Genomic DNA, 17113 nt, shown 5'->3' on the forward strand with positions numbered 1-17113 from the left:
ATGAACACCGCTGGTCAATGGGTGTGCCCGTGGATTCGCTATAGGCGCCGGCGCGAACCGGACTTACCGGGCGCCGAATTCGGCCTCGGCGCGCGTCCAGGCGCGGGCCTGCTCGCTGAGCGTGATGCCGAGGCCGGGCCGCGCGGACACCCGCATCCGGCCGTCGCTGATCTGCAGCCGCTCGTTGAACAGCGGCTCCAGCCAGTCGAAATGCTCCACCCACGGCTCCTGCGGATAGGCGGCCGCGAGATGGAGGTGGATCTCCATCGCGAAGTGCGGGGCGAGTTGCAGATGGTGCTGCTCGGCGAGGGTGGCCAGCTTGAGGAACTGAGTGATGCCACCGATGCGCGGTGCGTCGGGCTGAATGATGTCCGCCGCGTTGTGGCGTATCAGCTCCCAGTGTTCGGCGACGCTGGCCAGCATCTCCCCGGTGGCCACCGGGGTGTCCAGCGAGGCGGCGAGGGCCGCGTGGCCCGGTGCGTCATAGGCGTCCAGCGGCTCCTCGATCCAGACCAGGCCGAACTCCTCGAAGGCGCGCCCCATGCGCTGTGCGGTGGGCCGGTCCCACTGCTGATTGGCGTCGACCATCAGCGGCACCTCGTCGCCCAGATGCTCCCGTACGGCGGTCAGCCGGCGCAGGTCCTCCTTGCCGTCCGGCTGCCCCACCTTGATCTTGATACCGCCGATTCCGCTGGCCAGGGAGGCCGTCGCGTTCTCCAGAACCTGCTCGGTCGGCGTGTGCAGAAAGCCGCCCGAGGTGTTGTAGCAGCGGACGGTGTCGCGATGTGCCCCCAGCAGCTTGGCCAGCGGCAGCCCGGCCCGCTTGGCCTTGAGGTCCCACAGGGCGATGTCGAAGGCCGCCACCGCCTGGGTGGACAGCCCGCTGCGGCCCACGGAGGCTCCGGCCCACACCAGCTTGGTCCAGATCTTGCCGATGTCGCTCGGGTCCTCACCGAGGAGGGTGGGCGCGATCTCCTGGGCATGGGCGAACTGGCCGGGGCCTCCCGCGCGCTTGGAGTAGCTGAAGCCGATCCCCTGGTGTCCCTCCTCGGTGGCGAGTTCGACGAAGAGGAAGGCCACCTCCGTCATCGGCTTCTGGCGCCCGGTGAGAACCTTGGCGTCGCTGATGGGCGTGGCCAGGGGAAGGACGACCGAGGACACTCGGATCCAGGAGACCCGGTCGAGAGTTGCCTCACCTGCCTGCTGCGCGGTGTGCGTTGCCGTATGCGATGTGGTCACCACGTGTTGTCCCTGTGTGTGGGCCCGTATGCGGGGCGAGTGGATATCGCCGGATCCGCCCCGGGGCGGCCGGCGAGCTCCTTTGCAAGCTAAGGTCGCCAGACGATCTACGTCTAACTTAAAATTGGCATGCGTTGATACCGGGAGAGCATCGTTGTTCACGCTCATGCAACTCATCAGCTTTGTGACGGTCGCCGAGGAGCTGCATTTCACCCGGGCCGCGGAGCGGCTGAAGATGACCCAGCCGCCGCTGAGCCGCCAGATCCAGCTACTGGAGACCGAGTTGCGGGTCCAGTTGCTGGAGCGCACCAACCGCTCGGTGCGGCTCACCCCCGCGGGACGCGCCTTCCTCACCGAGGCCCGCCGTATCCTGCGCCAGTCCGAGCACGCCGTCCTCGCCGCCCGGCAGGTGGCGACAGGCGAGGCGGGGTCCATCGCCATCGGCTTCACGGCGGCCAGCGCCCACTCCGTGCTCGGCACCCTGCTGGAGATCGCCCGTGCGGCCATGCCGGGCGCGGAGATCACCCTGCGCGAGATGGTCACCCGGGACCAGCTGGAGGCCGTCACCGAGCAGAGCCTGGACCTGGGCCTGGTGCGGCCCTCGGTCACCGGACCGGATCTGCGGTCCCGGCCCGCGGCCCGGGAGCGGCTGCTCGCCGCCCTGCCGACGGAACATCCGCTGGCGGCGGGCGAAGGGCCGCTCCGGGTGGCCGACTTCGACGGGCAGGACCTGCTGATGTACTCGCCCATCGAGGCGCGCTACTTCAACGAGCTGCTCATCAGCATCTTCCGCGCCGCACACGCCACCCCGGTCTTCTCCCAGTATCTGAGCCAGGTCCACACCATCCTGGCCCTGGTGAACGGCGGCTGGGGCGTGGCCCTGGTCCCGGAGACCGCCGCCCGGCCGCGCTACCCGAACATCGTCTTCAAATCGGTGGAGCTGACCACTCCTGAGCCGGTAGAACTCAACCTCGTGTGGCGTAAGAACAACGACAACCCGGCCCTGCACGCACTGCTCCGCCACGCGGCCGCCCTTCTTCCCGCTCAAGGAGCCTGCCCGTCGTGACACCCAGAACCTCCGGTGGCCTGCTGCGTCGCCACCGTGACTTCCGGCTGCTGTGGTGCGGTGAGACCGCCGGGAAGTACGGTGCGGCCGTCACCGGAGTGGCGATGCCGCTGATCGCGGTCACCACCTTGCACGCGGACACCTTCGAGGTCGGTCTGCTGACCGCCGCGAGCTGGGCCCCTTGGCTGGTCATCGGCCTTCCGGCGGGGGCCTGGGTGGACCGGTGGCGCCGAAGGCCGGTCATGCTGGCCGCCGCCGCGGTCTCGCTGGTGCTGTTCGGATGTGTTCCGGTGGCCGCCTGGTGCGGCCTGCTGAGCATCGGACTGCTGCTGACCGTCGCCCTGTTGACGGGTACGGCGGCGGTGTTCTTCCAGACCGCCTACAGCGCGTATCTCGCCCGCCTCCTGAACCCCGAGGACCAGCCCGAGGGCAACGCCAAACTGCACGGCAGCGCGTCCGCGGCGCAGATCGCCGGCCAGGGCTCCGCCGGTCTGATCGCACAGGTGGCGGGCGCGGTGAACGGGATGTTCGTCAACGCCGCGACCTTTCTGGTCTCCCTTGCCTGCCTGACCGGCATCGGCTTCCGCGAACCGCGCGTCCCCCGGACCGAGCGCCCGCCCCGGGCGCTGGCCCGCGAGGTGGCCGAGGGGCTGCGGCTGATCGCCCGCGACCGGTGGCTGCGCACCCTGACGCTCTTCGCGGCCGCGTCCAACCTGGCGCTGATGGGCTACCAGTCGATCCGGGTGGTCTTCCTGGTCCGGACCGTCGGGCTGTCCCCCGGGCTGGTCGGTGGGCTCATCGCGGCCGTCAGCCTCGGCGGTGTCGTCGGGGCGTTCTGCGCACGCCGGGTCGCCGCCCGGGTCGGCGACGCGCGGGCGACGCTCCTGTTCGAGCTGGGGCTGGCCGTGGGCGCGCTGCTCATGCCGATGACCGCCGAGGGACCGTGGGTCGTGCTGTTCGTGGCGGGCGGTTTCTGCGTCACCGCCGGTGTGGTGGCCGGCAATGTGATCAAGGCGAGCTTCCAGCAGCGCTACTGCCCGCCGGAGCTGCTCGGCCGGCTCACCGCGTCATCGGCGTTCGTCAGCTACGGAACGCTGCCCCTCGGAGCGTTGCTCGGCGGCGCGCTCGGCACCGCGCTGGGCCTCCGGGCCGCCATGTGGATCACCACGGCGGGGATTCCGCTCGCCGGGCTGATCCTGCTCTTCTCCCCCATCCGGCGCTCCCGGGACCTTCCGGCGTCCGCGCCGACCCAGCCACGTCATGAAGTCCCGGCCACGTCGTGAAGCCCCGGCCACGTCATGAAAAGGAGCTCTTCCCCATGACCACTCCCCCGGCCACTCCTCGCGCACGACGCGCCACGGTGCCCGGGGCGCTGGCGGCCCGTGACGACCTCGCGGACGCCCACTACGCCTCGGCGTTCGCCTTACCGGTCCCGCGAGCCGGGGCCCTGACCGCCGAGCAGTGGGCGCGGGCCGTCTTCGAGGGCGCTCCGGCTCCCCTGCGGCGGTTCCTCGTGCTGGGCTGGACTCTGGGGCTCGGCCTCCGATTGGGCCCCAGGACGTCGCCGCGCCATGTCCTGGGGTGGGCCGTCTCGGACGCGGCGGACCACTCGCTGACCCTCACCGCGCGCTCCCCGCTGGTGCTCACGCACAACGTCGTGGCCGTCGAGGACGGGAGGGTCCTGTGGGCGACCTTCGTACGGTTCGACCGGCCCGTCGGCCGCTCGCTGTGGGCCCTGGCCGCGCCGATCCACCACCGGACGGTTCCCCGTCTCCTCCGGCGCGCGGCGCGCGATGCCGCGTCGGCCGGGGAAACCACCCGCGGTGACGGCCGGTTGCCTTGAGCCCCCGGTCGCGTCGCCCGGCCCAGCGGCCCGAGCTACGCTCAAAAGGGAGGGACCCGGTTCGCCTTCGAAGGGAGCGTTTCCGTGTCCGTCACATCACGCGCGTCGACTCCGGCGCCGCTGCCCAGACATCGCGACTGCCCCTTCGACCCGCCCGGTGCCTACGAGGCGCTGCGCGAGGAGGGCGGGGCCAGCCGGCTGGCCTTTCCGGACGGCAAGGCGGGCTGGCTGCTCACCCGGCACGAGGACGTGGCGCAGTTGCTGGCGGACGACCGGTTCAGCTCGGACCGCCGCCGGACCTCCTCGCCGGTGCACGCGTTTCCGGTCCGCCCGGACGACCGCCGCATGCTGGGCTCGTTCATCGGCATGGATCCACCCGAGCACACCCGCTACCGGCGGCTGCTGAGCAAGTGGTTCACCGCCCGGGGGATGCGGCGGCTGCAGCCCCGGATCGAGGAGATCGTCGACGGCCACCTGGCCGCGATGGAGCGCGCCGGTCCGCCGGCCGACCTCGTGACGTCCTTCGCCCAGCCGGTCCCGTCACTGGTGATCTGCGAGCTGCTCGGGGTGCCGTACGAGGACCGGGCCGACTTCCAGCGGTGGGCCACCGTTCTGCTCCGGATCGGCCAGGGCGAGGAGGAGGTCTACGCGGCCCGGGACGCGCTGTGGGAGTACATGCGGGAGCTGATCGACACCAAGCGGCACCGGCCGGACGAGGCGCTGCTCTCCCGTCTGGTCAACGGCGAGCAGGGCGCGCCCGGCGGCTCCGGCACCGCCACGGCGGCCGGGCCGACCGACGAGGAGCTGACCGGTGTGGGGCTGCTGCTGCTCATCGCGGGCCATGAGACGACGGCGAACATGCTGGCCCTTGGCACCTACGCCCTGCTGCGCCACCCCGGGCAGTCGACGCTGGTGCGGGAGCGGCCCGAGGTGATCGACCACGCGGTCGAGGAGCTGCTGCGGTATCTGACCATCGTCCAGTTCGGGACGGTACGGGTCGCCCGGAAGGATCTTGAGATCGCCGGGGCGCGGGTGCGGGCCGGGGAGACGGTCGTCGGGTCGCTCGCCTCGGCCAACCGGGACCCCTCGCGGTTCTCCGACCCCGACACCCTGGACGTCACCCGCGAAACGGCCGATCAGATCGCCTTCGGCCACGGCATTCACCAGTGCCTGGGCCAGCATCTGGCGCGGATGGAGATGCGGACGGGCTTTCCCGCCCTGCTGCGGCGCTTCCCCACGCTGCGCCTGGCGGTCCCGCCCGACGAGGTGCCCCTGCGCCACGACATGCTGATCTACGGCGTCCATCGGCTCCCGGTCACCTGGGACCGTGCCGCCGGTTAGGCGACCGGCAGGTCCGCCCACCAGGTGATGCCCTCATGGCAGGAGTGGCTGCCGTGGCGCGTGGACAGCGCGGTGACGATGCCGAGCCCGCGGCCGTGCTCATCGGGCTCGATGTCCTCCTCCGCCCGCTGACCGGCGGGCACCGGGCCGCCGTCGGTGACCTCGATGCGCAGGCCGGCGGAGCCCTCGCACTCGGTCCAGCGCAGCCGCAGCACGGCCGGGGGCAGGGCGTGCAGGATCGCGTTGGTGACCAGTTCCGAGATCACCATGAGTGCCTCGTCGAGGCAGTCGTCCGACAGCTCCCATTCGGTCAGCAGCGCGTGCGCCCGCCGCCGCACGGTGGCGACGGCCTCGCAGATGTGCGGGACCGGGAGGACATGGCCGTCTCCCTCGTCCGCCGGGGGCCGGTCGGGGACCTCGCCGCGTGTCACCACCGGCGCCAGCAGGGGGTCCGGTTCCGGCGCCTGGGAGCCGATGAGACGGGCGCCGGTGAAATCGACGGTCTCCGCGGCCCGCCCGGTGACGCCGGGCTTCGGACAGCTCAGTTGTTCCGCCACGTCTCCTCCTCTCCGAGTCCGCTCCGAGCCGAGTGGGTTGTCTGTGCCGGGCACCCTTCGGGTCGCCTTTTGGCATCCTGGTCTCCTTGTCCCGATACGGACGCTATGGCCCCTATCCACCGGGGTCAACGAATCCGAGTCGGCATTACCGAACGTTTGGCGTTTTCGCCGACAGGCTGTGCCACTGGCCGAAGAGCTACGATCGCGTCATGGCCGGCCCGGTGCAGTCCATCGAGCGGGCGGCGGCGATTCTGCGGCTGCTCGCCCAGGGCTCCGGTCGGCTCAGTCTGGGCGAGGTGGCCGCCTCGCTCGGCCTCGCGAAAGGCACCGCGCACGGCATTCTGCGCACGCTGCAGAGCGTCGACTTCGTCGAACAGGACAAGTCGACGGGGAAGTACCAGCTCGGCGCGGCGCTGCTGCACCTGGGGACCAGCTATCTCGACATCAACGAGCTGCGGTCCCGCTCCATCAACTGGACCGACGCCCTGGCCGCCCGCAGCGGTGAGGCGGTCCGGCTCGGAGTGCCCCTGGAGGGCAAGGTCCTCATCGTCCACCACGTCTTCCGGCCCGACGACACCTTCCAGACCCTGGACGTGGGCTCGCTGCTGCCCCTGCACGCCAGCGCGCTGGGCAAGATCCTGCTGGCGTACGGGGCGACCCCGCTGGAGCCGCTCATGGAAACCGAACCGGAGAACTACACCCGTCACACACTCGTCTCTCCCCAGCAGCTCAGCCGGGCGATGGGCGAGATCCGCGAGAGCGGGTGGGCGGTCGCGACCGAGGAGATGATGGTGGGCGAGGCCGATATCGCCGCGCCGATCCGCGGACAGGGTGGCCTGGTGGTGGGCGCCGTCGGCGTCTCCGGCGCCGTGGACCGCCTCTGTGACAGCAAGGGCCGCCCTCATCCCTCACTCGTCGGGCTGACGCGCGACGCCGCCCGGGCGATCTCCCGCGATCTCGGAGCGGCCCGCTGGTGACGCCCCGTGCCCTGCTCGAACCCGCCCGAAGGCAGGCCAGGCCATGGTTGAACGCTATGTGATGTCCATCGACCAGGGCACCATGTCCACCCGGTGCATCCTCTTCGACCACCAGGGACGGCTGGTCTCGGTCGGCCAGCGAGAACATGAGCAGTACTTCTCCAAGCCCGGCTGGGCCGAGCACGACCCCGCCGAGATCTGGTCCCATCTGCGCCGTGTCGTCGTACCCCGGGCCCTGGAGGGCGCGGGGATCCGGCCCGAGCAGATCGCGGCCATCGGCATCGCCAATCAGCGCGAGACCACAGTGGTCTGGGACCGGCGCACCGGCGTTCCCGTGTGCCACGCCATCACCTGGCAGGACACCCGCACCAGCGGCTATGTCGAGGAGCTGCGGCGGACCACCGGTGACGACTTCTTCCTCGAACGCTGCGGACTGTCCCCGACGACCTACTTCTCCGCGCCACGGCTGCGCTGGCTGTTCGACCATGTCGACGGCTTGCGCGAGCGCGCGGGGCGCGGGGACGTGCTGTTCGGCACGATGGAGAGCTGGCTGATCTGGAACCTCACCGGCGGGCCCGACGGCGGACTGCACCTCACCGACGCCACCAACGCCAGCCGCACCATGCTGATGAACATCCGCAGCCTGACCTGGGACGATGAGCTGCTGGCGTATTTCGATGTGCCCCGGGCGATGCTGCCGGAGATCCGCCCCTCCGCCGAGCGCTACGGCATGGCCCGCGCCCTGCTGCCGCAGGTGCCGATCTGCGCCGCGCTCGGCGATCAGCAGGCGGCGCTGTTCGGGCAGACGTGTTTCGCCAGCGGCGAGGCGAAGTGCACGTACGGCACCGGCAGCTTCCTCCTCCTCAACACCGGCACCGAGCTCGTACGGTCCCGGCACGGGCTGCTGACCACGGTGGGCTACAAGCTCGGCGACGAGCCGACGGTCTATGCCCTGGAGGGCCCGATCGCCGTCACCGGCTCGCTGGTGCAGTGGTTCCGGGACCGCCTGGGCATGATCCACAGCGCCCCCGAGATCGAGACCCTGGCCCGCGGCGTCGAGGACAACGGCGGCTGCTACATCGTCCCCGCCTTCTCCGGGCTCTTCGCCCCGCACTGGCGCAGCGACGCGCGCGGGGTGATCGTCGGGCTCACCTCGTACATCACCAAGGGACATCTGGCCCGCGCCGTTCTGGAGGCCACCGGGTGGCAGACCCGGGAGGTGGTCGACGCCATGAACGCCGACTCGCCTCAGCCGCTGCGGCAGCTGAAGGTGGACGGCGGGATGACGTCGAACAATCTGCTGATGCAGTTCCTGGCCGATGTCCTGGACCTGCCCGTGGTGCGCCCCATGGTCTCCGAGACCGTCTCCCTCGGGGCCGCCTACGCCGCCGGGCTCGTCTCCGGCTACTGGCCCGATCTGGAGGGGCTGCGCCGCAACTGGCACCGCGCGGCCCAATGGATGCCCACGATGGACCCCGCGCGGCGGGAGGCGGAGTACGAGAACTGGCAGCGGGCGGTCGAGCGGTCGCTGGGCTGGGCCAGGTCGTAGCCCGGGGCCACCTTCCCGGGCGGGCTGGTTCGGGCTCCGTCGGGCCCCCGGGGAAGAATCGAGCGCGAGGGGACGTGTGAGTTCCATGAGGCGGGGTATTCGAGCCAGCCGCGGCTGTTGAAACCAGTCGCTCTGGGACCCAGAAACCCATGAAGACCCAAAACCCGATCCATGGACGGAATCATGACCAGCCCTTCCGATGAAAACGTCTCCGCCACCCAGCAGGCCCTCGGCGAGCTGGCGGCCGACCGGGCGGACGAGTCGGCGCTGAACACCCTCGCCAACAGTGAGGTCCTCCTCCCCTCCGCCGAAAGCGGAGAGGAGACCGACCCCCAGGCCGTGACCCTGCCCGTGTTCCAGCAGGAGGACGGCGCTCAGCTGGTACCGGTCTTCACCACTCCGGACCGGATGCACCAGGCCCTGCCCCAGATCGAGCGGTACCACCTGGTGCCGCTGGGCGCGCTGGCCCAGGGATGGCCCTCCGAAGAGCTCTCCCTGACCATCGACGCGGGTGCCCCGGAGGCCGTCACCCTCTCGGCCACCGGCGTACGGAGCCTGCTCAGCGGCTCCGGTCCGGCCGCCTGACCTTTTCGGCCGCGGCGGCCCGTGCCCTTCTCTCTACGGGCACGGGCCGCGGCGATGCCCGGATGCCGCGGCCGCCCCCTCCCCCACGATCGCGCCGGACCGCGGTGGGCCGCCCGCCGATTGGTCACCTTCCCGATCCATCGTCTACCGTCCCGTACACATTCACTGGTTACGGAAAGACACCGGCGGGACGGATCACGTGAGCGCGATCAACATCGGACAGGCCGTGGTTCTCGGCGTCGTCGAGGGGGTCACGGAGTTCCTCCCGGTCTCCTCCACCGGCCACCTCAAGATCACTGAGGGGCTGATGGACATCCCGGTGGACGACAAGTCCGTCGTCGCCTTCACCGCGGTGATCCAGGTCGGTGCCATCGCCGCCGTCCTGCTGTACTTCTTCCGCGACATCCGGCGCTTCGCCACCGCATGGGGACGGGGGCTGGTCAACCGCGAGGAGCGGTACCACCACGACTACAAGTTCGCCTGGTGGGTCATCTACGCCACGATCCCCATCGTGGTCGTGGGCCTGGCGGCCAAACCGCTGATCGAAGGCCCGCTCGCCTCCCTGTGGGTGGTGGCCGCCTCGCTGATCGTGGGCAGCGGGCTGATGTGGCTGGCCGACCGGATGGGCCGCCACAAGCGCGGGGAGGACGACACCAGCCTCAAGGACGCGATGCTGGTCGGCTCCTCGCAGATCCTCGCGCTGCTCTTCCCCGGCTTCTCCCGCTCGGGCGCCACGATGGCCACCGGCCTCATGCTCGGCCTGGACCGCCTGGCCGCCACCCGGCTCTCCTTCTTCCTGGGCATTCCGTCGCTGACCGGCGCCGGTCTGTACGAGCTCAAGGACGCCACGGGCGGTGGCGTGGGAACGGTGCCGCTCGCGGTGGGCACGGTGGTGTCCTTCGCCGTGGCCTACGCCTCGATCGCCTGGCTGCTGAAGTTCGTCGCCAAGCATTCGTTCAACGCCTTCGTGATCTACCGGATCGTCATCGGCCTGGCGCTGTTCGGACTGCTCGGCTCGGGCGCCCTCAACGCCTGACGCCGTCGCGGGCGCTCTCACCTCTGACGCCGCCGCGGGCGCTCTCACCCGCCTGACGCCGTCTCCCAGCCACTGGCCGGATAGTCGACATAGCCGCACGCCCCGCCGGTGTCGTGCGTCCCCGGGTCGCCCGCCGCCAGCTGGTGGCGGAGGAGACCGCCGGGTTCGCGCCGAGCGATCGCCGACCTCGGGCGGCTGATCCGTCTCGAATTGGCTCTCCTCGACGAGGTGCGGCCTCACGTAGCCTCGGCCCATGAGTGATGTGCTGCCGTATCTGGTCGTCGCCGGGGTGCTCGCCGCGCTCATGGGCTTCCTCGGCTGGGTGGCGTCCCTCGCCCGTCGCCGCGGCGCGACCGGCACGGCCCTGCGAGCGGCCCTGGCCTCCCATGACGAGGCGTTCCGAGTGACCGCCCATGACTCCCACCACGAGATCCTGGCGCAGGCGGAGCGCAAGGCGCCGATCCTCTCCCCCGACGGTCAGTGGACGCCGAGCCACGCCGTGGCGGGTCCGGGTGGCCGTCGGCCCTCCGGACCACGGGCTTTCCGGACCCGGCGGGGGCTGCTGCGCCGGTGGGGCCGCCGGGTGCGGGGGCGCTGACGGCCCGGCCCAGGACGCGGCCATGGGGTGGTCGGCCCGGCGGGCCTAGGGCGCGGCCACGGGGTAGTCGGCTCCGAGGGTGACATCGCGCCAGGCATCGAAGGCGGTCCTGAGGGAGTCCAGCCTGGCCTGGGCGATGTCGTAGGCGGCCTTGCCCAGCAGCAGCCGCAGCGGGGGCTCCTCCGACTCCACCGCGCCGATGATGGCCTCGCTCGCCCGCGCCGGATCCCCGGGCTGGTGGCCGTAGGTGGCGAGGGTGCTGGTGCGCCGTGCGCCCGCGCTCTCGGCGTAGTCGTCGATGGTGACGGCGGACTGCCGCATGGAGGGGCCGGACCAGTTGGTGCGGAAGGCGGCGGGTTCGACGATCGTCACCTTGATGCCCAGCGGGGCCACCTCGGCGGCGAGCGATTCGGAGAGGCCCTCCACGGCGAACTTGGTGGCGTGGTAGTAGCCGGTGGCGCCGAAGGCGGCCAGGCCGCCGAGGGAGGAGATGTTCACGATGTGGCCGGCGCGGCGGGCGCGCATGCCCGGCAGCACCGCCCGGGTGACGTCCACCAGGCCGAACACATTGGTGTCGAACAGGGCCCGGACCTCCGCGTCCTCGCCCTCCTCGAGAGCGGCGAGATAGCCGTAGCCCGCGTTGTTGACCAGTACGTCGATGAGGCCGAAGGCGGTTTCCGCCTCCTTGACGGCCTCCGCCACCTGGTCCTTGTCGGTGACGTCGAGCGCCAGGGCCAGCGCGCGGTCCCCGTGCCCGGCGACGATGTCGGCCAGCTGCCCGGGGTCGCGGGCGGTGACCACCGCACGGTGGCCGTGGTCGAGGACGGCGGTGGCGAGTGCCCGGCCCAGACCGGTGGAACAGCCGGTGATGAACCAGACGGGCGAGTCAATGAGGGTCATGCGGAAGAGTCCTTTGTCGTGGTGCTCATGGTGTCGTGGGGCGTCTCCACCGCGTCGGCGGCGAGGCTGCCCAGCAGGGACAGCGCCTGTTCGGACGGGCTGCCCGGTTCGGCCTGGTAGACGACGAGCTGCTGACCGGGGGCGCTGTTCACGGTCAGTGCCTCGTACTCCAGCGTCAGCTCCCCGACCAGGCGGTGCCGGAAGCGCTTGGTCTCATGGGTCTTCTGACGGATGTCATGGCGGGCCCACAGCCGCCGGAACGCCTCGCTCTTCAGCGACAACTCACCGACGACGGCGATCAGTTCGGGGTCCTCCTCGTCGATTCCGGCCGCCGCGCGGAGCCCGGCCACGGTGTTGACCGCCACCCGCTCCCAGTCGGGGTAGAACTCCCGCGCGTCCGGGTCGAGGAAGACCAGTCGCATCAGGTCCCGGCTGTGGGTGTGCCCGTCGAACAGGGCCCGGCCCAGAGTGTTATGGGCCAGTACGGTCAGACAGCGCCCCAGGACGACGGCCGGTGTCCGCGGCCAGCCCTCCATCATCCGCAGCAGGGTCGGGCTCACCCGCTCCCGCCGCGCGGCCGGGCGGCGCCGGACGGGGGCCGGACGGGCCAGCCGGTGCAGATGGGCGACCGCGTCCTCCTCCAGCACCAGGGCCCGGGCCAGCGCCTCGGTCACCTGGGCCGAGGGATGCCGCTCCCGGCCCTGCTCCAGCCGTATGTAGTAGTCGGTGCTGACCCCCGCCAGCAGGGCGACCTCCTCGCGGCGCAGCCCCGCCACCCGGCGCCGACCTGCGGACCGGATGTCCACGTCCTCGGGCCGCACCAGTTCACGGCGGGCGCGCAAAAAGCGCCCCAGAGGGTTCTCGCTGTCCATGAAATCGAGCCTAGACCTGGGAAAGCGGCATCCGGAGCCCGTAAGGTGGCCGCGCTACTCCTAGTCTGGGCCGGGAGGTGCCGCCCATGGGCGGCGGATCACACGACCGCGGATCGCACGACGACGGATTACGAGACCACGGGGCGCAGGACCACGGACCACCGGGCCACGGGCCACCGGGCCACGGGCCACCGGACCACGGGCCACCGGGCCACGGAGCGCGGGAATTCGGGGAGCGCCGGGTCGATCGGGGGCCGTACGGAGGCGGCTGCCCGGTGCGGCGGGGGCCCGACGGGATCTGGCAGGTGTCCGGCTACGAGGAGGCCCGCGCCGTCCTGCGCAGCACCGCCACCGTGCAGGCCGGGCTCGGCATCGAGACGGTGGAGAAGCTGCCGTCCCGGTTCCGGCGGCCGGTGCTCTACCGGGATGGTCCCGAACACCGTGAGGACCGGCGGCAGACCGCCCGGTTCTTCACCCCGCGCCGGGTCGACGAGCACTATCGCGAGGTCATGGTCCGGGTGGCGGAGGCACAGCTCGACACCATCCGGGACACCGGCCGGGGTGTGCTCGCCGACGGGCCGGACCTGACCGCCACCGGCCCCACCGACCACCCAAAGTGTCAGGAGGAGCCACATGACGGAGTCCCCGGCCCCGATCCAGGGTTATTGCGACCCCCGGTTCGCCGGAGTGCGGGCCGCCGTCGAGGCGAACTTCCGCGAACGCGACGAGCTGGGCGCCGCGGTGGCCGTGCGGATCGGCTCGGAGACCGTGGTGGATCTGTGGGGCGGCTGGGCCGACGCCGGGCGCACCCGCCCCTGGGAATGGGACACCCTGGTCAATGTGTGGTCGACCACGAAGGGGCCGGCGGCCCTGTGTGCCCATGTGCTGGCGGACCGCGGGCTGTTGGACCTGGACGCGCCGGTGGCCGCGTACTGGCCCGAGTTCGCCGCGGCCGGCAAGGGCTCGCTGCCGGTGCGGTATCTCCTCTCGCACCGGGCGGGGCTGGCCGGGTTGCGGGAGCCGCACAGCGTGGCGGAGCTGTACGACTGGGAGTTGACCACCGCCCGGCTGGCCGCGGCCGAGCCGTGGTGGGAGCCCGGCACCCGTAGCGGCTATCACGCGCTCACCTACGGCTTCCTGATCGGCGAGGTGATCCGGCGGATCACCGGGCTGCTGCCCGGCGAGTTCCTGCGGCAGGAGGTCACCGGGCCGTTGGGCATCGACTTCACCATCGGCCTTCCGGAGAAGGAGGCCCGCCGGGCAGCCGAGCTGATCGGTCCGCGGGCCGGGCGGCCCGCCGGTGAACAGGCCGCGGCGGGCCTGAAGTTCACCCCGGTCGCCCTGGCGGCACTGGCGAATCCGGTGGTCGGCGCGGCCGAGGCCAACAGCCGGGAGTGGCGCGAGGCCGAACTTCCGGCCCTCAACGGCCATGGCACGGCCCGCGCCATCGCCGAGCTGTACGGCATCCTCGCCCGCCGCGGTCTGGCCGACGATCGCCGGGTGCTGTCCGCGGAGGCCGCCGAGCGCGCCCGCGAGGGCCAGGGTTCCTGCCGGGACCTGGTCCTGGGCGAGGCTCTCGGCCGGGACGCGGAGGTGGCGCTCGGGGTGTGGCTGAGCGGCGCGCACGGCTCGTACGGCCCCAACCCGCGCGCCGTCGGCCATGACGGCTTCGGCGGCTCCTGCGGGCTGGCCGACCCGGAGGCGGAGCTTTCCCTCGGCTACGTGATGAACCGTATGGGCCCGCACATCGTCGACGACCCCCGGAAGATGGCCCTGGTGGAGGCGGTGTACTCGGCGCTGTGACCGGCGGCGCGGCCCGACGGCGGCTGGGCCACCCCGCCCCCACTGTGGCTGACTACGTCTCTCGCGAGCGTTTCAGCAGCGCCAGGGAGCAGATGAGGGACACCGCCACCAGCCCCATCTGGTAGATCACGACCGGCACGATCGAGCCGCCGGTCGAGCGCAGCAGCCACTCGCCGACCAGGGGCGCCGTACCGCCGATGAGCGCCGAACACAGCTGGTAGGAGAGGGAGATTCCGGTGTAGCGCACGGAGATCGGGAAGGCGGCGGCGAGCAGTCCGGCCAGGATCGCGTAGTTCATCGCGCCGGTGATGCCCAGCAGACAGATGCCGAGCCCCACGATGACCGGCTGGGTCGTCGAGACACAGGCGTACATCACGGGCACCAGAGCGAAGTTGAGGCTCAGCAGGGCCGCCACGGTGCGGCGCGGGCCGAAGCGGTCGGCCAGCAGCACTCCGAAGGGCTGGGTGAAGAACTGGATGACGCTGTAGACGAGCAGCACGTTCAGCATGGTGGAGCGATCCATGCCGAGGCTGCCGGTGGACCAGGACAGGACGAAGGTGGTGATGAAGTAGGTGGCGGCGATGCCGATGGAGCTGGCGAGCACGCCGAGGGCGAGGGTTCCGGGGTGGCGGGTGAGCAGTTCCCGCAGGGGGACCTTCGCGACCCGCTTCTCGTCCCGCAGCCGGGCGAACTCCGGGGACTCCTCGACCTTGAGGCGCACGACGAGGCCGATGACCACCATCACGGCGGAGAAGAGGAACGGAACGCGCCAGCCCCAGGCGTCGAAGTCGTCGTCCGGAAGCTGGGTGAGCAGCGCGAACATCCCGGTGGCCAGGATCGATCCGGCCGGTGACCCCTGCTGGGCGAAGGCGCCGAACGACAACGCCTTCCCCTTGGGCGCGTGTTCGCTGGCGATGAGGACGGCGCCGCCCCATTCGCCGCCGACCGCGATGCCCTGCACCATGCGCAGCAGCACCAGCGCGATGGGCGCGGCGACGCCGACCTCGTCGTAGCCGGGGAGCAGCCCGATCAAGGTGGTGGCGATGCCCATCATGAGCAACGTGGTGACCAGGGTCTTCTTCCGGCCGATCCGGTCGCCGAGGTGGCCGAAGACGATGCCGCCGATCGGCCGGGCGAGGAATCCGAGCCACAGGCTGCCGAACGCCTCCAGCGCGCCGGTGGTGCCACCGCCGCCGCCGAAGAAGATCTTGCCGAGGACGAGCGCGGACGCGGTGGAGTAGATGTAGAAGTCGTACCACTCGACGGTGGTGCCGATGAACGAGGCGAGACCCGCCTTGCGGGCGGTCCGCTCGCGGTCGGTGGCCGGGGCGCGGTCCGTGGCCGCGGCGGTGGCGGTGGGCTTGCTCATGGTCAGCGTCCAGATATGCGGTCGGCGAGACGGGCGATGGGGGAAGTGGTGGTGCGGCCGGAGGACTCCGAGCGGTCGGCGGCGCGGTAGGCGGCGTACATGCCGTGCACCCCGATCCACCGGAACGGTTCGGGCTCCCATCGACGGGTGTGGTGACCGACCCAGGGCAGCGCGGTCAGCTTGGTGGAACGGCCGAGCAGCAGATCGGACAGGGTGCGTCCGGCGAGGTTGGTGGCGGCCACGCCATGGCCGACGTATCCGCCGGCGAAGCCGAGGCCGGTGGCCGGGTCGTAGTCGATCGAGGCGCACCAGTCGCGGGGCACGGCCAGCACCCCCGACCAGGTGTGGTCGATGGCGGCCTCGGCGGTGTCCGGGAAGAGGCCGGTGAGGATCCGCCGAAGGGCGCGCACGGTGTCCGCGCTGGTCTGTCCGGCCCGGTCGGTGCGGGAGCCGAACTTGTAGGGCACTCCGCGGCCGCCGATGGCTATGCGGCCGTCCGCGGTGCGCTGTCCGTAGGTGTAGGCGTGGGTGGCGTCGCTGAGGAGTTCCTGGCCCTCCCAGCCGAGCCGCTTCCACAGCTCGTCGGGGAGCGGCTCGGTGACGATCATCGAGGAGTTCATCGGCAGCCAGGTGCGCCGCTCGCCCTCGATACCGCTGGTGAAGCCCTCGGTGGCGCGGACGATCCGGCCCGCGCCGATGGTGCCGAACGGGGTGCTGACCCGGCCGGGGGCGATGGCGGTGACGGGGGTGGACTCCAGGATCCGTACGCCCCGCGCCTCCACCGCGCGGGCCAGGCCCTGCACCAGCTTGGCCGGGTGGACCCGGGCGCAGTGTGGATTGTGGTATCCGCCCAGCGCCCCGTCCAGGCGCAGCCGCTCGGCGACCCGGGGTGCGCTCAGCCACTCCAGGTCCTGTGCGCCCCAGTGCCGGAGCTGGTCGTACGCGGTGCGCAGCCGGGGGAGTTGGGCCGCGCCGTGGGCGACGGTGAGATAGCCGCTCTTGACGATGTCGGCCTCGATGCCCTCGGTACGGGCCACCGAGATCACCTCGTCCACGGTGTGGATCATCTCCCGCTGCAGGGCGATGACGGCCTCGCGCCCGCGCTTCCTCGCATAGGTCCCGGCGGATCCGGCGATCTTGCAGCTGAGCCAGCCGGCGTTCCGCCCCGAGGCGCCGAATCCGGCGAACTCCCGGTCCACGACGGTGATATCGAGATCGGGGGCGGCCTGCTTGAGGTAGTACGCGGTCCACAGCCCGGTGAAGCCCGCGCCCACGACGCACACATCGGTGGCGAGGTCGCCGTCGAGGGGCGGACGCCGTTCGGGGAAACCGGTCTGGCGGTACCAGAAGGACACATTTCCGTTCAGCACTGCGGCAC

The 17113-nt window shown here is 71.4% G+C and carries 16 protein-coding genes and 1 pseudogene; 11 read left to right on the forward strand and 6 right to left on the reverse strand.

What is annotated here, in order from left to right; translation table 11 throughout:
- Window positions 1–63: 63 nt before the first annotated feature.
- Window positions 64–1242, reverse strand: a complete 1179-nt coding sequence (locus CGL27_RS04120) for a mandelate racemase/muconate lactonizing enzyme family protein (protein ID WP_119984605.1) — start codon at window positions 1240–1242, stop codon at window positions 64–66.
- Between the two features lie 151 nt (window positions 1243–1393).
- Between CGL27_RS04120 and CGL27_RS04125 the strand changes: the two genes are divergently transcribed.
- The 4 genes from CGL27_RS04125 to CGL27_RS04140 all read left to right on the forward strand — a co-directional run bounded on the left by CGL27_RS04125 (window position 1394) and on the right by CGL27_RS04140 (window position 5489).
- Window positions 1394–2305, forward strand: a complete 912-nt coding sequence (locus CGL27_RS04125) for a LysR substrate-binding domain-containing protein (RefSeq protein ID WP_119984607.1) — start codon at window positions 1394–1396, stop codon at window positions 2303–2305.
- Entirely contained in the window at window positions 2302–3588 is a 1287-nt protein-coding gene (locus CGL27_RS04130; RefSeq protein WP_119984609.1) for an MFS transporter, read from the forward strand. Before CGL27_RS04125 ends, CGL27_RS04130 begins: the two co-directional genes overlap by 4 nt.
- A gap of 35 nt (window positions 3589–3623) precedes the next feature.
- Complete coding sequence (locus CGL27_RS04135; protein WP_119984612.1) at window positions 3624–4148, forward strand: DUF2867 domain-containing protein; 525 nt, start codon at window positions 3624–3626, stop codon at window positions 4146–4148.
- Between the two features lie 84 nt (window positions 4149–4232).
- Window positions 4233–5489, forward strand: coding sequence for a cytochrome P450 (locus CGL27_RS04140; protein ID WP_119984613.1), 1257 nt, complete (start codon window positions 4233–4235; stop codon window positions 5487–5489).
- Here the strand turns inward: CGL27_RS04140 and CGL27_RS04145 are convergent.
- Window positions 5486–6046: an ATP-binding protein gene (locus CGL27_RS04145; protein WP_240450343.1), complete on the reverse strand. Its 561-nt coding sequence runs from the start codon at window positions 6044–6046 to the stop codon at window positions 5486–5488. The genes CGL27_RS04140 and CGL27_RS04145 overlap by 4 nt on opposite strands.
- A 209-nt stretch (window positions 6047–6255) precedes the next feature.
- Here CGL27_RS04145 and CGL27_RS04150 point away from each other — a divergent pair, with 209 nt between their 5' ends.
- The 5 genes from CGL27_RS04150 to CGL27_RS04170 all read left to right on the forward strand — a co-directional run bounded on the left by CGL27_RS04150 (window position 6256) and on the right by CGL27_RS04170 (window position 10791).
- Entirely contained in the window at window positions 6256–7023 is a 768-nt protein-coding gene (locus tag CGL27_RS04150; RefSeq protein ID WP_119984615.1) for an IclR family transcriptional regulator, read from the forward strand.
- A gap of 43 nt (window positions 7024–7066) precedes the next feature.
- On the forward strand, window positions 7067–8572 hold the full coding sequence (glpK, locus tag CGL27_RS04155) for a glycerol kinase GlpK (RefSeq protein WP_119984617.1): 1506 nt from the start codon (window positions 7067–7069) through the stop codon (window positions 8570–8572).
- A 183-nt stretch (window positions 8573–8755) separates the two neighbouring features.
- Entirely contained in the window at window positions 8756–9157 is a 402-nt protein-coding gene (locus CGL27_RS04160; protein ID WP_078647054.1) for an SseB family protein, read from the forward strand.
- A 199-nt stretch (window positions 9158–9356) separates the two neighbouring features.
- Window positions 9357–10193 (forward strand): undecaprenyl-diphosphate phosphatase, encoded by an 837-nt coding sequence (locus CGL27_RS04165; RefSeq protein ID WP_119984619.1) that lies wholly within the window; start codon window positions 9357–9359, stop codon window positions 10191–10193.
- A 253-nt stretch (window positions 10194–10446) separates the two neighbouring features.
- A complete protein-coding gene (locus CGL27_RS04170; protein ID WP_119984621.1) occupies window positions 10447–10791 on the forward strand; it encodes a hypothetical protein in 345 nt (114 codons plus the stop codon).
- A gap of 45 nt (window positions 10792–10836) precedes the next feature.
- On the opposite strand, the gene CGL27_RS04175 is transcribed toward CGL27_RS04170, so the two are convergent.
- Together CGL27_RS04175 and CGL27_RS04180 are read right to left on the reverse strand one after the other, a co-directional pair.
- Window positions 10837–11691, reverse strand: coding sequence for an oxidoreductase (locus tag CGL27_RS04175; RefSeq protein ID WP_078638530.1), 855 nt, complete (start codon window positions 11689–11691; stop codon window positions 10837–10839).
- Window positions 11688–12563, reverse strand: a complete 876-nt coding sequence (locus CGL27_RS04180) for a helix-turn-helix transcriptional regulator (RefSeq protein WP_119984623.1) — start codon at window positions 12561–12563, stop codon at window positions 11688–11690. Before CGL27_RS04180 ends, CGL27_RS04175 begins: the two co-directional genes overlap by 4 nt.
- A gap of 266 nt (window positions 12564–12829) precedes the next feature.
- Between CGL27_RS04180 and CGL27_RS51465 the strand changes: the two are divergent.
- Window positions 12830–13111: pseudogene (locus tag CGL27_RS51465) on the forward strand (cytochrome P450); the annotation flags it as partial.
- Window positions 13112–13196: 85 nt separating this feature from the next.
- Window positions 13197–14366: a serine hydrolase domain-containing protein gene (locus CGL27_RS04190; RefSeq protein WP_119984624.1), complete on the forward strand. Its 1170-nt coding sequence runs from the start codon at window positions 13197–13199 to the stop codon at window positions 14364–14366.
- Between the two features lie 52 nt (window positions 14367–14418).
- Here CGL27_RS04190 and CGL27_RS04195 read toward each other — a convergent pair whose 3' ends face one another.
- Window positions 14419–15735: an MFS transporter gene (locus tag CGL27_RS04195; RefSeq protein ID WP_119984626.1), complete on the reverse strand. Its 1317-nt coding sequence runs from the start codon at window positions 15733–15735 to the stop codon at window positions 14419–14421.
- Window positions 15736–15737: 2 nt separating this feature from the next.
- The gene (locus CGL27_RS04200; RefSeq protein WP_240450344.1) at window positions 15738–17105 is read right to left on the reverse strand and encodes an FAD-binding oxidoreductase; all 1368 of its coding nucleotides are present in this window, start codon (window positions 17103–17105) and stop codon (window positions 15738–15740) included.
- Window positions 17106–17113: the final 8 nt, after the last annotated feature.

The organism is Streptomyces sp. 11-1-2, assembly GCF_003595545.1.
Taxonomy (GTDB): domain Bacteria; phylum Actinomycetota; class Actinomycetes; order Streptomycetales; family Streptomycetaceae; genus Streptomyces; species Streptomyces hygroscopicus_B.